The 13,520-nt window shown below is 47.5% G+C and carries 17 protein-coding genes; 12 read left to right on the top strand and 5 right to left on the bottom strand.

The window, feature by feature from the left end; genetic code table 11:
• The first annotated feature begins 247 nt into the window (after positions 1–247).
• Genes LPB140_RS10540 through LPB140_RS10530 form a run of 3 tightly spaced genes read left to right on the top strand, consistent with a single transcriptional unit; the run spans position 248 to position 3,021 of the window.
• Positions 248–1,045, top strand: coding sequence for a DUF5131 family protein (locus tag LPB140_RS10540; RefSeq protein WP_072559794.1), 798 nt, complete (start codon positions 248–250; stop codon positions 1,043–1,045).
• Complete coding sequence (locus LPB140_RS10535; RefSeq protein WP_072559793.1) at positions 1,046–2,302, top strand: three-Cys-motif partner protein TcmP; 1,257 nt, start codon at positions 1,046–1,048, stop codon at positions 2,300–2,302.
• Positions 2,299–3,021 carry a DUF4145 domain-containing protein gene (locus tag LPB140_RS10530; protein WP_072559792.1) on the top strand — a complete coding sequence of 241 codons (723 nt, stop codon included), beginning with the start codon at positions 2,299–2,301 and terminating at the stop codon, positions 3,019–3,021. Before LPB140_RS10535 ends, LPB140_RS10530 begins: the two co-directional genes overlap by 4 nt.
• A gap of 59 nt (positions 3,022–3,080) precedes the next feature.
• Here the strand turns inward: LPB140_RS10530 and LPB140_RS10525 are convergent, their stop codons facing one another.
• A complete protein-coding gene (locus LPB140_RS10525) occupies positions 3,081–3,422 on the bottom strand; it encodes a hypothetical protein (protein ID WP_072559791.1) in 342 nt (113 codons plus the stop codon).
• Between the two features lie 547 nt (positions 3,423–3,969).
• Here LPB140_RS10525 and LPB140_RS10520 point away from each other — a divergent pair.
• On the top strand, positions 3,970–4,731 hold the full coding sequence (locus tag LPB140_RS10520) for a hypothetical protein (RefSeq protein WP_156874191.1): 762 nt from the start codon (positions 3,970–3,972) through the stop codon (positions 4,729–4,731).
• Positions 4,732–4,735: 4 nt separating this feature from the next.
• Here LPB140_RS10520 and LPB140_RS10515 read toward each other — a convergent pair whose 3' ends face one another.
• The gene (locus tag LPB140_RS10515; RefSeq protein ID WP_072559789.1) at positions 4,736–5,371 is read right to left on the bottom strand and encodes a hypothetical protein; all 636 of its coding nucleotides are present in this window, start codon (positions 5,369–5,371) and stop codon (positions 4,736–4,738) included.
• A gap of 42 nt (positions 5,372–5,413) precedes the next feature.
• Complete coding sequence (locus LPB140_RS10510) at positions 5,414–6,028, bottom strand: hypothetical protein (RefSeq protein WP_072559788.1); 615 nt, start codon at positions 6,026–6,028, stop codon at positions 5,414–5,416.
• A 258-nt stretch (positions 6,029–6,286) separates the two neighbouring features.
• Between LPB140_RS10510 and LPB140_RS10505 the strand changes: the two genes are divergently transcribed.
• From LPB140_RS10505 to LPB140_RS10470, 8 genes are read left to right on the top strand one after another with little or no spacing between them, the layout of a single operon-like run.
• Positions 6,287–6,745, top strand: coding sequence for a hypothetical protein (locus LPB140_RS10505; protein ID WP_072559787.1), 459 nt, complete (start codon positions 6,287–6,289; stop codon positions 6,743–6,745).
• Complete coding sequence (locus LPB140_RS10500; RefSeq protein ID WP_072559786.1) at positions 6,742–8,544, top strand: hypothetical protein; 1,803 nt, start codon at positions 6,742–6,744, stop codon at positions 8,542–8,544. The genes LPB140_RS10505 and LPB140_RS10500 overlap by 4 nt, the downstream gene beginning before the upstream one ends.
• The gene (locus LPB140_RS10495) at positions 8,541–9,380 is read left to right on the top strand and encodes a hypothetical protein (RefSeq protein ID WP_072559785.1); all 840 of its coding nucleotides are present in this window, start codon (positions 8,541–8,543) and stop codon (positions 9,378–9,380) included. Before LPB140_RS10500 ends, LPB140_RS10495 begins: the two co-directional genes overlap by 4 nt.
• Positions 9,377–10,099, top strand: coding sequence for a hypothetical protein (locus tag LPB140_RS10490; protein WP_072559784.1), 723 nt, complete (start codon positions 9,377–9,379; stop codon positions 10,097–10,099). Before LPB140_RS10495 ends, LPB140_RS10490 begins: the two co-directional genes overlap by 4 nt.
• Positions 10,092–10,739 carry a type IV secretory system conjugative DNA transfer family protein gene (locus tag LPB140_RS10485; protein WP_072559783.1) on the top strand — a complete coding sequence of 216 codons (648 nt, stop codon included), beginning with the start codon at positions 10,092–10,094 and terminating at the stop codon, positions 10,737–10,739. The genes LPB140_RS10490 and LPB140_RS10485 overlap by 8 nt, the downstream gene beginning before the upstream one ends.
• Positions 10,729–11,883, top strand: a complete 1,155-nt coding sequence (locus tag LPB140_RS10480; protein ID WP_072559782.1) for a type IV secretory system conjugative DNA transfer family protein — start codon at positions 10,729–10,731, stop codon at positions 11,881–11,883. Before LPB140_RS10485 ends, LPB140_RS10480 begins: the two co-directional genes overlap by 11 nt.
• Positions 11,884–11,928: 45 nt before the next feature.
• Positions 11,929–12,276, top strand: coding sequence for a hypothetical protein (locus tag LPB140_RS10475; RefSeq protein ID WP_072559781.1), 348 nt, complete (start codon positions 11,929–11,931; stop codon positions 12,274–12,276).
• A 28-nt stretch (positions 12,277–12,304) separates the two neighbouring features.
• On the top strand, positions 12,305–12,586 hold the full coding sequence (locus tag LPB140_RS10470; RefSeq protein ID WP_198024115.1) for a hypothetical protein: 282 nt from the start codon (positions 12,305–12,307) through the stop codon (positions 12,584–12,586).
• Here the strand turns inward: LPB140_RS10470 and LPB140_RS10465 are convergent.
• Both LPB140_RS10465 and LPB140_RS10460 read right to left on the bottom strand, forming a co-directional pair.
• Positions 12,583–12,993 (bottom strand): hypothetical protein, encoded by a 411-nt coding sequence (locus LPB140_RS10465; protein ID WP_072559779.1) that lies wholly within the window; start codon positions 12,991–12,993, stop codon positions 12,583–12,585. The genes LPB140_RS10470 and LPB140_RS10465 overlap by 4 nt on opposite strands.
• Entirely contained in the window at positions 12,990–13,211 is a 222-nt protein-coding gene (locus tag LPB140_RS10460; protein ID WP_072560871.1) for a hypothetical protein, read from the bottom strand. Before LPB140_RS10460 ends, LPB140_RS10465 begins: the two co-directional genes overlap by 4 nt.
• Positions 13,212–13,520 lie beyond the last annotated feature (309 nt).

The following is a 13,520-nucleotide window of genomic DNA, read 5'->3' as shown; positions in this document are numbered from 1 at the left end:
GGAGGGCAAAGCCCTAAGACTTGCATCAGCGATCGTCACCCGTATGGGATGAGACGCGAGAATCGTGGCTCAGAGGCAAAGCCATAGAGCGCGGCTCGGATGCTCAATTACCAACTCTTGCGCGAAAGATATTTTATTCATTTCGAGACATTAACGGCAAAGAAATCATTCGTGGTTTTTTGATGCTGGAGATGGTAGTTTTTAGCCTAGAGTAGATAGAAATACAAAATTCAATAGTGAGTGAGTAATGGCAGAAACTCAAATAGAGTGGACAGATGCAACGTGGAACCCAGTGGCAGGCTGCTCGATTGAAAGTGCGGGATGTACAAATTGTTATGCCATGCAAATGGCAAAGCGCCTAGAGGCAATGGGCGTTCCAAAATACAATAATCTAACCCGTAAAAGTGGCAATAGAACAATTTGGAATGGGCATGTTCGCGAAGATCAAGAGTCTTTGAAAATTCCCTATAAATGGAAAAAGCCGAGAAAAATCTTTGTTAATTCCATGAGTGATTTGTTTCATCCAAACGTCAGCGATGATTTTATCATCTCAGTTTGGAAGTCCATGCGTGAGAACGCCCACCATAACTTTCAAATATTGACCAAACGACCCGCAAGAATGAGCCAAATCTTGCAGGACAAGATTAAAGACGTTCTGCCAAATGTATGGTTAGGCACGAGCGTTGAAGATGAAAATGTGATTGACCGTATCGACCATTTGCGCAGCACCAAAGCGGCCATTCGTTTTATTTCTTTCGAACCACTCATCGGGCCTGTCGGCAATGTCGATCTAACGGACATACATTGGGCAATTGTCGGCGGAGAAAGCGGTGCATCGGCGCGGCCTATTAAAGAAGATTGGATTGATGAGATTCACGATCAATGTGAAATTTTTGAAACTGCCTTTTTCTTCAAACAGTGGGGGACTTGGGGAAAAGATAATAAAAAGAGATCAAAGAAAGCCAATGGGCGAGAATATAGAGGTAGGACTTGGGACGATATGCCCGCCTTTGAAAACCAACCATATCAACAGGTAGCTCAGTAATTGGCAAAAAAAGATTATGACTGGGCTGGTGGTGCCGAGCTAGATGAGCACACTCGCAGAAAACACAAGATTCTGAGAGAGTATTTTCGCAGCTATCTGATAACTCGTTGCCAACTTCCGCAACAAGAACGTTTCAGGTTAGCCGTCGTCGATGGCTTTTCAGGTGCCGGTCTCTATAAATGCGGGACATTTGGCTCCCCGCTCATATTTCTGGATGTGTTAAACGAAACAACCCAGCAAATAAATATCCAACGCGCAGCGAACGGAATGCGACCAATCGAGATTGAATGCTATCTCCTGTTTAATGACAGCGAAAAAATAGCGATAGAAACTCTGAAAACAAACAGCGCAGCTTTGCTAGCACGTATCAACGGGGAGAATGACAAGCTCCATGTTAAGGTTGAATATCTAAATCAGAAATTTTCGCAAGCTTACCCGAAAATCAAAGCCTTCCTGAAAGATGCTAAATATCCAAACGTATTGTTTAACCTAGACCAGTGCGGCTACTCAAAGGTCAATGTTGAAACCATTGAAGACATTATGACGACTTGGAAGTCAGTTGAAGCATTCCTGACCTTTTCGATTGATACAATTAAAACCTATCTGTCTGTAGATAAAGAAAAGAACAGTGTCCTTAAAGGGAATCCCGAACTTCGAGCCGAAATCTACAGCTACCTTCAGGATGGCGGCAACGTTATCAACAAAAAGGATTGGATGGGATTTGCGGAACAAGTCGTATTTGAGCGACTTCGGTCATGTGCGCCTTATGTCAGCCCGTTCTCGATCAACAATCCCGATGGATGGCGGTACTGGCTGATGCACTTTGCCAATCGGCCTACCGCGCGAAAAGTTTACAATAATATTTTGCATGATAACTCCTCTTACCAAGCTCATTTTGGACGCTCAGGTTTGAGTATGCTTTCCTTTAATCCAGCGGAAGAAAGCAACTTATATCTATTTGATGATAGTTCACGAGAATCTGCCAAAAAAGCTCTTCATGATGATATCCCTCGGTTAATTGACCAGCATGGAGATGTCATAAATATAGAAGACTTCTACTTGAGCATTTACAACGAAACCCCAGCTCACAGCGATGATATTCACTCGGTATTGATTGAAAACACAGATTTGGAGGTACTCACTCCCACTGGAAATTTGCGCAGGAAGCCAAACACAATACGCTTAGGTGACGCGCTTCGACTCAAATCTCAGCGCACTATGTTTCCTATGTTTTCACCAGATCGCAAAATCCTATGAGTGAGTCATCCAAAACAGTTGTTGAACACTGTCCTTACTGCCGACAAGAGCGTCATGTGATTGAAATTGCTCAAGACAGCTATTCCGACAGCTCCGACCCTGAGTACGCATTTACAAACGAAGCCCATTTCCTGAAATGTAATACTTGCCGAGGATATTATCTAAAAGTTGGGCATTCCAACGAGCATGATTTTGACCACGATGTTTTGCCAGATGGGTCTTGGGAAATGATCTACCCTTTCAGATACAGCTTTGTTCCAGGCGAAGCTTTGCGACCCTATCCTGTCTGGATAGAGCGGCTAAGGGTTGAAGAACGAATCTTTCACGAAGATTTGCTTGATATATATAAGGCATTAGACGCTGAATTATTCCGATTGGCAGCAATGGGTATTCGTTCTTTGTTCGAAAAAGTGGCGCATCAAATAGGGATTTCCAGAGACAAAAATTTCCAGGAAATATTATCTGAACTACAGAAAAAGGAGATCATAACCGCTGAGGACAAGTCTGCTTTGGAGGTTCTGTTAGAAGGCGGGCATGCCGCCACGCATAGGGACTGGTCGCCAGACATTAGTGATCTTGTGGTATTGTTAGATATATTTGAAGAATTTATATATTCGAGCTTTTTCAAGAGTGCTGATAATGCCGAGAAATTATCTCAACGCAAAGCTTTGAAGGCGAAGTTACCGCCTCATCCACGAAGCAACAAAAAGCTCCAATAGCCTTTGGCTCCATGCAGATAGAGCGTGGTTTGGGTAGTTAAATATCAGATCATTTTAACTCAAAATGGCACGTTATCGTCCAAGTCTGCATAATGTGAGGATATGTGGTTATTAGGATAAAGCTGCACCACATTGCTGGTATCTGCTTGCTCTTCAACACAATGTTTGCGACGTGACGGTGGATTTTGCGGGGTTGTTACCCAATCAGGGTTTTCCCAGCCTTGTCGTTCCAAACCCTGAAAAAACGCGCAATAGAGGATGTCTTGAACAGGTATCATTTGCCTGTCCTCAAGCTCCTCTATCCACGCCCAATCAGTTGCGGACATCTCGAAGGTGACCGCAACACGCTTGGCTTTGTTCCTTCTGCGTGTGATTTTTACGCTGCGGATTGTGTCTGTCATGCGTTTGCTCCCTGCATGGGTCGATGGGTTTCCAAAGGGCAGAGTGACATCTCCCTTTGGTCTCAATGACTATTGTCTCCATGAAATGGTCTTGGGGTGTTAGGGGAGACAGGAACGCTCCCCTGATGATGGTGCAACTTTCAAAAGTTGCGAGTGGGTTTTAAGGCTGGGCGCGATAGCCCCCTTAATCTATGGGTGCAGGGAGAGATGAAATCTCCCGCGAGTGGTGAAGCGGCGATACGTTTAATCGGCGCAAGACGGGTCAGCAATGCGAATTGATCGACCCTGAATTGCGCCGAAATGGCGAGAGGTATGCAACAGGAGAGTGCCAGCGTCTCCTTTGCCAAGATAGTTTTGTCCTACAAAACACATCTTGCATTCTGTCAAATAACACTCAAATTATAACTATAAGGATTGTGGCGATAATAATCAGGGGTCGCCGCACCATTCTTTTTTGGGGCAATGTCAATTGAGAACACTACGAATAACGACTGGAGTTTTATCAGGAACGATTTGTGCTTTCGCAGGTGTTTGGGCTTTCACGTCATTGTCTGACGATGCATCAGGGACAACGGAGACAGTGCCTGTTGCTGAAACTGGCCCGAAAGAATTGCCTCTTTCTGAACCTCAAGCAGAGGATTCAGAAACTACCTTAGATGCGAAACAACCAAACGCTGTAGAGGATAAAGGGAGCGCGCCTGAGCCTCCCGCCACTGTTGCAGATGCCAATCTCAAGCAGGAAAACGATGACTTAAGGCGCAAGCTTGCACGGCAAGACACGCCTAGCTCTCCTCCGAAAGCCAGAGCTGAGCCCAAGGTTGTAAAATCAACTCCTCAAATTTCATTTGAGCCGCCTCCGCCCCAGAAAACAGACGCACAGATGAAACTAGAGCAAGAAACCGCACGACTGCGGATTGATCCTAGTGAAATGCAATCAGCGCAATATAGCAACGCACCCTTACTGCTCATTGGCGGCGTGCAGCCGCAAGATGCGGGCAAGAAGATAGTGGGTTATGAGGTTCATCCAGGTGTCGATTATAATACCGAGACGCAGTTTGTAAAAGGCTTCGGGGTCGGCAAAGGCATATATCTCATTGTCGAGCAAATTGCTGATCGCAATAACTCGGTTATTTTCCGCACGTCCCGAATGGGCCAACCCGTCATTGTTTCAAAGGGGAGCTATTTGCGTATCACTAATTCCAAAGGTGATGCCCGTTATCTCAGGTTCAATGGCGTATTAGTGAAAAGCAACGCACCTGAGCGTCCTTTTGCATCATTCGATCTATTTGCAATTGAGGGAGAGGAATGAGGCTTCAAACCGGTATCATGCCAATCCAATAGGCAGCGACAACTAACGCTCCAGATATTGCAAAGCTTGCCATAAATTCCGACGAGGCGAAGATACGCCAGAATACCGATTTCTCAGTTGTTGTCCCCGTATCGGCTGTTTGGTCGGGAACGCCGGTAACTAATGAAGGCATTTGTTCTTTCTGATCCGTTGTTTCTTCTGATAGTGAATCACTATCAGCTCCACTCGGCTGTGTTCTGGGCTGAAACGAATTAACAACGTGCATTGGACAATCATTCAAATCAGGCTCACCCTGATATGGGTGATGATCGAAACCAAATTCATCATATAGTGCTTTTGCACGCTCTTCATGACGATACCAAAGCCACGCCAAAAAAACCGGAACAGATTTTGTGATCCTATTGTCTTTGGTATAGGTAATCTGGCTATTTATAAAATCTTTTCCAGCTTTGAGACGTAGGGGAAAATCTTGTTTGCACTCTAAAGAAAAAGGATATGCGTCTTGATATAATTCTCTGTTGCTGAGCCCATCCAGGTCACGACACTCTTTCACAGCCTCGGCCAAGGCAAACATTATCTCAGGTCGGCGTTTATGCCTGCTGATGAGTTCTTTATCTTGATAATAGTTTTCATAATTCATCCTGCGATTTTGTCGGTTTTATGACAAAATCGCAATGAGAAATTATAAAGCTGGCACTGGTGGAGTATGATCGTTTTTCACTTCAACACCGTATCTGTAATATTCCATCGCGGCGATCTCGCCCGTTGACTCGCGCCTTTCCGTATAAGCTGGCCCATCAAGACGATGGTTTTGTCCTTCTATCGCCCATAATTCGTAACTTAAGACGCCGGTATCTGATTCACGACGACTATCAGCAGGCCCTCCCACTCGATGAAGTTTGCCATGTTGATACCATGCTTCGTGAACAACAATGCCAGTTGCTGGGCATCGCTCTTCGACAGCGGGGGCATCATCGCGGTGCAGAACCCCGTCTTGATAATATTTCTCTTTAATGACCTTTCCATCTGTAAAGGCTAATACCACAGCAGGTCCATCTTCGCGGTAGCGGAGTCCGTCTCTAATCCACTCCTGCTTGATTATAATGTTCGGGTCGTCTTCATGATAGACAGTTCTCGCAGGGCCATATTCCCTGTCGATTTTTCCATCTTCGTTATACCAAGTCTCGCGTGGAAAGCCTTCTCCATACCAATCTTCGTGGTCAAGGGGTCTATCTTCATGCGAGTAACGAGGTATTTCATTTGTTTCTTCGTCAATTATGACTGTATATTTTTTCATCTCTCCTCACTTTGCAAAATAATGATATAGTGTATCATACTTGATACTTATTATGCAAACTCACTTACTCACCTCCCAAATCACCTTCAAAAATACTGCAAAACAGCCAAAATCACCTGGCTGCTCACCTTTACTCACCCGCCCCGAATCAGACAAAATGCACTTGAAACGGACGCATTGTCCCGCTCCGACATGAGCTGATCCCTCATTCGAAAATTTGAACGTGCACGTTCTCCTCAAGTCCAATGGAGAACGAAAATGGAAGGGCAGAACTTAGTCATTTGCGTTGGGAAGGCAGAAGCCCTTCTTTCGCGCAGGTATAAACAGAACCTCGCCAAGCGTATCAAACAGCTTGGCCTATCGCGTCCCAAAACAACCGACTGGTTGGCGGACACCATCTATGGGTTTTTGGAAGATGGCGGAATAATTGTCGATGGTCGTGGCAACGAACTGATCGTTGGCGATGAGACCATAGATCGCTCCTATTACTGTGATCAGGCGTTTAGCTGGAACTCCGACATCAAACGCTTTGCCGATCAAATGCCGCAGCGCAGATCATCGGCACGTATTCTAACGCGCCTGATGCTTTTCGATGCCGCTTTCAAAATCACGGCACTTAACTCCCCGCAAAATCAGATTGCCACCTTTAGCTGTTTACGAAACTCGCGCTGCTCGCTGTGCGCAGCCAACGATCAATTGGAGAGGATCGCGTCATGATTACCAATATTCTAATTCAGGCACTGGCGGGACTTGCGTTGCTAACATTGATAGGATGCTTTTTCGGGCCAGCACATTCGCGGTATCAGCGGCTCGCAAAAGGCACTTTAAGCGCAAGGCTGAATAAACAGTTGTCCAGTTGGAGCGTCGAGAGTTTTCAAAACGAGATCGAGAGCATCTGGAATGCTGCTCTTGATCGTATCAAAGTAAGCTGGGTAGCGATGCTGGGATGCTACCCAGCCAGCTATAATATTCGCTCCGAACTTTTATCTATGAAGAAATGGGTTTTAGATTCAGCGCGCATATGGGCTGCCGCTGTGCGGGTGCTCAATTCCAAAATCCGAACTAACCCCGATATTCGCAAAATCGAGAAAGCCAAAGTGGGCGTTGAAAAGGCTATTGCCGATTTGAGTAAATTCGGCGTGTCATTGACCGCGCCGGAAACCTTTGCCGAAGAAAAGAAGACCAAACGGGCGGCATTTATCGCCCGCGTCTTTTTCGTTTTCGCCATACCGTTTAATTTCGCATTTGCGGTTGCCGCGCTCACAGACGGAAATTTTCTAAACTCCACACTGTATCACTATGGGCTGGCTGCAATAGCCGTGGCAGGTTTTGAAGTGGGCGGCGGTGCATTCCTATATTCCGCCAAAAATCTGTTCACGAAATTTTTGGCCATATTGATCGTTCTAGCGGGATGCCTCGCAGAGGCATTCTTCGCAATCCGAAGCGGTCTCGTGACATCCCTTTTCGAGAACGCCGGCATTGTCGTTTTCGAGCGAGTGAGCGATGATCCTTACGCACAAGCCGTTCCGACTTTGATGGGAATTATCAGCACCGGCACGTTCGGTTTTATTTTGGGGATATTGATCGCGCTTATCACGCATAATTATTTCCAGAAAACCGATGCCGCAAAAGATGTAAGCTCTCGCAAGGCTATGGCGCGTCGTTGGCGCGATGGCGAACGCTTCACCGCACATCTCGCCTCCAACCTAGATCATATCAAAGATGCGGCAACGAGTGTCAGCCTATCACTTGATGACGCCCATTCCAAACTTAACACAACGCTACAACAGAGCGTTGATATTGCCAAAAGGCTCGAGTCCAATCGCGCCGATTTCCTGCGCGGAGTAAATAAAATCGCGAGCCGCGACTGGAACGATGTTCTGGAGAGCCACGCTTCCGTCAATGATGGACGAATGAGAGCGGCCCCTGTTATTCCGATCATCGCGGGGGTTATGCTCTTTGCAGCCTACCTGCTCTGCAAAATGCTCCTTTCGGGACTTGAGACCGACAATCAAACGCTGCTGCGTTCACTGGCACTCGCAATGGCGGTTTCTCCGTTCGCGTTGGGCGCGACTATTTTCAGACCTATTGTAAATCCTATTGCGTCTATCAATGGAAAGTCGCCGCAAAGCTATGATTTGTCAAAGCTGGGAAAGCCGACGCTTTTTCTGATGACTTTGGCAATTTTCGTCATTGCCCTTAATCGGCCTGACGGATTTTTGAGCGGCTTTACAGGCAGTGTCGCTTTGACGGCGGCACTGTTTATCCAGGTATGGGTATTCATGTTGTGCGGCTCCCACGCTCAATATGTCATCGAGTGCGTGAACTTCGTTGCCGCCTCCATCGGCACCTTCCTGTTATTCTCAGCCAAGGCGGTATTCACGGGGCTTCGGTATCTCATCCGCTGGCTCTTTGCGCTTGGTGTCATACTGTTTGAAGCAATATTCTTCTTGCTCGCACTGCCGTGGAAATTCTGGGTGAACCTCATTCAAGATATCAGGGGGCTGCGCTCATGAAACGCTTTCGCCTATTATGTGCTGCAATCATCCTAATCCTTGCGGGTTGCTCCGATAATTCGGTGCTTGGCAATCTGGATGACAAGGCTCCGCGTACCGTCATTTCCGTCATCGTTGATACTTCTGGGTCATGGCTCGGCACGTTCGATGAGGATGTGCCTTTAGAAGAGATGCTGGAGACTGTTGGGCTGGGATTGAATGATGCCGTCGCATCGACAATCCAGCCAGTGGAAATTCGCTACTATGTCATAACTCGTGCCAGTTTTGGCGAACATACCAGATGTATCGTGACCTACACATCCAGCTTGCGGGCGGACACGGAAGAGCGGCGCATAGGTAAAGACGGCAATCTTATTCCCCCACGTGTCATTACGAAACCTGCTTTCCTCAAGCGGTACTTATCAAAGGATTGCCCGGATATGCTCATCTCCCAAATCGATCATCGAGCCAACGGCACTGATATTGAGGGCGCACTTTATCTGGCTCAATCCCAAATGACGGGCAACGCGGACGCGCAGAAACTTATAATTGTGGTGTCGGATCTGATTGAAGCGTCCCGCGCCTCAAAACCCGATTGGCAAAAGGCCGGTGTCGATAACGTCCCGCTTTTGCTGGTCATGCGCCCTGCTTCCGAAGATGCGATGCAACCGGCGCGTTTTCAAGATCGTCAACAATACTGGATGGAGAAAACATCCAGTTGGGGGTTTTGCCCGTTTTCACGCATTGAATCGACCCCGACTTGGCAGAGCATGTCGGTCTGGGTTCGGCACGGGCTTAGCCTCAACAATGTCGCCAACCAATGCGGCGACAAATTTCAGGAAAGGAATGGATTATGATTCTTCGCCCATTTGCAGATGAAAACGCGGTCGAGAATGCAGCCAAAAAATCTTCATCAGGATTGGTGCTTCCCAGCAAGCGCAACGCCCAGCCTGTAACTACCGCGCCCGCATCAAAGCCAGTAAAGATCGCTCAATTTATCATCGGCCTCATATACTCCAAACTCGCTATTCTGTTTCTGGTTTATATCGCGTTCGTGCTGATTTTGGCGATGAACTCAGAAGATGGCACGGAGCAGACATCTCTCACAAAAAAGCTCGCAGCACCTTATGTGCAATTCAAAACCGCCATTTCGGAACAGGAAGCGCGCAATAAGCAACGCGAAGCTTATGCTGCCGTGATCGGTGCGAAACAGGCTGAGCTAGATTATGAAGAAAAGTCCAAGCAAATCGAGCTTGAGCATCAACAGGCTTTAACGCCTGTACTGGTCGGTCGCGACGCAGATTTGAAGAAAAACGAGTCCGTCAGCAACACCTGCCAACAGGTTTATGCATCAATGATCCAGAATGCCGATGGCGTGACCGAACTCGACCGCACCATCGCAAGCGTTGTTGGTGGGGGCTCCAGCCTGATCGGCAATATCTTTGGAAGCGAAAGCATCACGAATTGGGGCGATCAATATCAGGATGAAGTTTTTCTGGAGGGACAAGTACGCAAGGAAGGCATTCGGCCTGTAACCGACTGCCTGAAAGCGGAATTGGGAGAAAATCATGGATAAAGATACAATTGCCAGCTTCGAACGCGGTCTCAATGCCGTGCCGTCCGAAGTGTCTCTTGCAACCGCTCGGTGGGCGACGGCGCAAGAAATCGAATGTCATCCCTACGATACTTCAACGGGTCTATTCCTTGGTGAAATATCCTCGGGCGAAATCGGGCTGGGACTTGCCGATGACGTTCAGTTCGTCGGCTTTGATGATGATAGTCATGTCATCACCATCGCCAAAACACGCTCGGGCAAGGGCGTGTCACTCATCATCCCCAATCTTCTTTGCTATGCGGGTTCGATATTCGTCCTTGATCCCAAAGGCGAAAACGCAACGCTTACGGCTATTCGCAGAGGTCGCGGCGATGAAACCGTAGATGGGCTGGGTCAGGATGTGTTCGTGCTCGACCCCTTCAAGGTTGCCGATGTACCAGAGGAATATCGCGCATCGTTCAATCCGCTGGACTGGATGCCCGAAAACGATCTCCTAATTTATGAAGCCAGTGCGCTTGCAACCTCCATTGTCAAAACGTCGGAACAATCATCCGATCCCTACTGGAACGACAGCGCACGCAATCTCATCGCGACAATCATCATGCATATTATGACCAGCGATAATTATCGCCCTGCTACAGGAGATGAAAATGAAGAATAGAAAGCTAGCTCGCAACCTGCTTACCGTTCGCAAACTATTGATGGACGGAAGCGAGTATTATGTCGAAAGACAAAGCGAACTCATCCAACTGGAAATCGAGGCATGTCAGGAATCTTTAGCCGAATTATTGGATAGTGGGAGTGCTGACGGGGCTGAAATTGAAACGGCAGAAAAAGCTCTGGAAGCAGCCCAGAGCAAGCAACCTCCCTATCCTTTTGATGCTCTTTTCATGGAAATGATGGAAAATGATGCTTTGGGAGGTGTTGTTGCCTCTCGCGCCCGCGCATTTACCGAAATCCCATCTAAGGAACGCGGAAGCATTTTATCAACTGCCCGTCATCAAACGGAATTTCTGGAAGGTGACAGTATTGGAGATTCGCTCTCTCATTCCACGTTTGATATCCGCACTTTGCGCGAAAAGCCGAGTAGCGTGTATCTGTGTTTACCAACGCGCTTTCTTGGCAGTCATTCGCGCTGGCTTCGGACAATTCTGGGGTTCACGCTCAACCAGTTTGAAAGCATGGGAATAGCAAAGCACGATGATCCCAAAACACTGTTTGTTCTAGATGAAATGGCAACGCTTGGTCATCTAGGAAGGATAGAGGAAGCCGCTGGTTTGATGGCGGGATATGGGCTGAAGCTTTGGATGATACTTCAGAGCTTGGGGCAGTTGAAACGTCATTATAAAGATGGATGGGAAACACTCATAGGCAATGCCGGAACGCTTACAGCATTTGGTATCGCTGATAACACTACGGCTGAATATCTGTCCAAAGCACTCGGCAAAGTCGAGATTGAGCGTCAGATTGTGACCGAATCTGCCAGTGTCGCCATTGGTGCTGCAAAGAACAAGGGCGCACCCGCAGGTGCAGATTTTGGAGGATCACGAGTTAGAGCCGAGCTTGGTCGGTGGCAGGAAACCGAAATTGGCAGCGGAGAAACGCAAAATGAAACTCACGGCACAACCACAAACACTCAGCTCACTATCGGCAATCTTATGAATCCCGATGAAATCACACATTTCTTTTCTCGCAAGAATGAAAAAATGCTGGTGCTCATGGATGGGGAACGCCCGATGGTACTCGACCGTACCAAATATTATCAATCGCCCACATTTTCTCGTTTTATGCCTTCTAAGAAATAAAAGGCAAGTCGCCGATTGGCGCAAATCAAGAGGGGAGAATCCCCGATGGACAAGAAGACACCTCCGGTTAGCCCGTCCTTCAATCATGCAGTTAAGTCGCATGATGGGAAAGGAACGGACAGTAATAGTAGCGGCAGACTAAAACCACAGAAACCTGAACCCAAGCTCACATTCGAGATGAAAGGCGAGATTGGCCGAGCATCAAGGGCACTAAGTTTCTATAGATCAAACAGTGCTTTAAGCAAAAGTTCTGGGAATGGAGACGATGGCAATGTTACAGTTGGAACGCCGCGCGGTTCGAGTTCCGGAAATTCTCCGAAAGGACCAAGTGGATTAAAGGAAACATTCAACCCCGCAGCCAAAGGTAATAATGGTAACGATCACTCTCGATAACTTGGATAGTCAAATACTCGCAACCAGAATGCTGGTTGATAAAGACAACCTCATACGCTCGGTAAAATTACCTCAAAGCCTCTGGGATAAGCTGGATAGAATGGTTGCTGCGGGCTTTCTTGATCCCACTGACTTTCTCGACACGATTTGGCGTCCCGTCTCCGATCATCCCAATGCAAGCAAATGGCTGTCACGGTGCATCATGTATGCCGATTTCACTTGGCAGACGGAAAGACGTGAACCGACCAATGACAATTACAGCCCGATGATTGAGTTTTCTGCTCTTATGGTCATGTCGGATTGCTCCTAACCAAACAGATCGGCTTGTACAGACAAAAGCTCATCGAGCCATATCAAATGTGCAAAATCATTTGTCAGATGGGAAACTTTCAAACCCATACTGACATGAACGTCGTTGCAGTCGAGTTCTTCGCATTCTGTTTCTCGGAATGCCAAAAGTTCGCGGACACATCTGCGATAGATTGAGATATCCCGCTTCAACTCCAAGAGACTTGCGGAGCGTAGCTGCCGCAATTCCTCCGAACGCATGGGTTCGGCGCGGTTGTCGGCTTTTTGGATGTATTCCCGCTTGTAACCGCGATATTGACTGCCTCTGGTCATTTCGAGAATTGTTCTTGGCGAGAGAACGGGCCCGCCAAGAACATAATACCAAGGATGGCTTGCACCGTAGCTGTGGTATGTAATCTGATCGCTCATGCCGCACCTGCCATTTCAGCAGGCTTTGCTTTGCGGATCACGATTTGACCGTCGATGGGAAGCGTATCGAGGCGAATGAATAATCCTTTGCCGTCTTTATGTTCCCAGGCACCGCCGATGCGTGACCAGAAGGTTTTGTCATCTGCGCCTGCTTTGGTCACATAAACATGATGAGTTGGGACATTATGGGTTGGTTTCTTGATTTTGTCGTTCGACATGATTTTCTCCTTTGTTAAGACGGCTTGATTGCCGCCGATGTCCAAAAGAGGCCGGAACCGTTCAACAGATTTGCACCGCCAAGAATATTGCAGGCGGGAAACAGCCAACACGTTTATGCGGGCAGTGCTGTTGTAAATCTGAAAGCGCGTTCTGGCTTGGTCATCGAGAGGTGGCACATGAAGCTGGTTTCAATGGAGATTGTCTGGGCCTAGAAACAGCTCATCCAACCAATCCCACAAGGGTTTAGCAAAGAGCAGATGCAAAAAAAGCGGCCAGGCAGCCGCACATTTATGGGTTTATAGGAATGT

The sequence above is a fragment of the Sphingorhabdus lutea genome (assembly GCF_001889025.1).
Classification (GTDB): Bacteria; Pseudomonadota; Alphaproteobacteria; order Sphingomonadales; family Sphingomonadaceae; genus Sphingorhabdus_B; species Sphingorhabdus_B lutea.
This window is presented reverse-complemented; position numbering and strand designations above follow the sequence as displayed.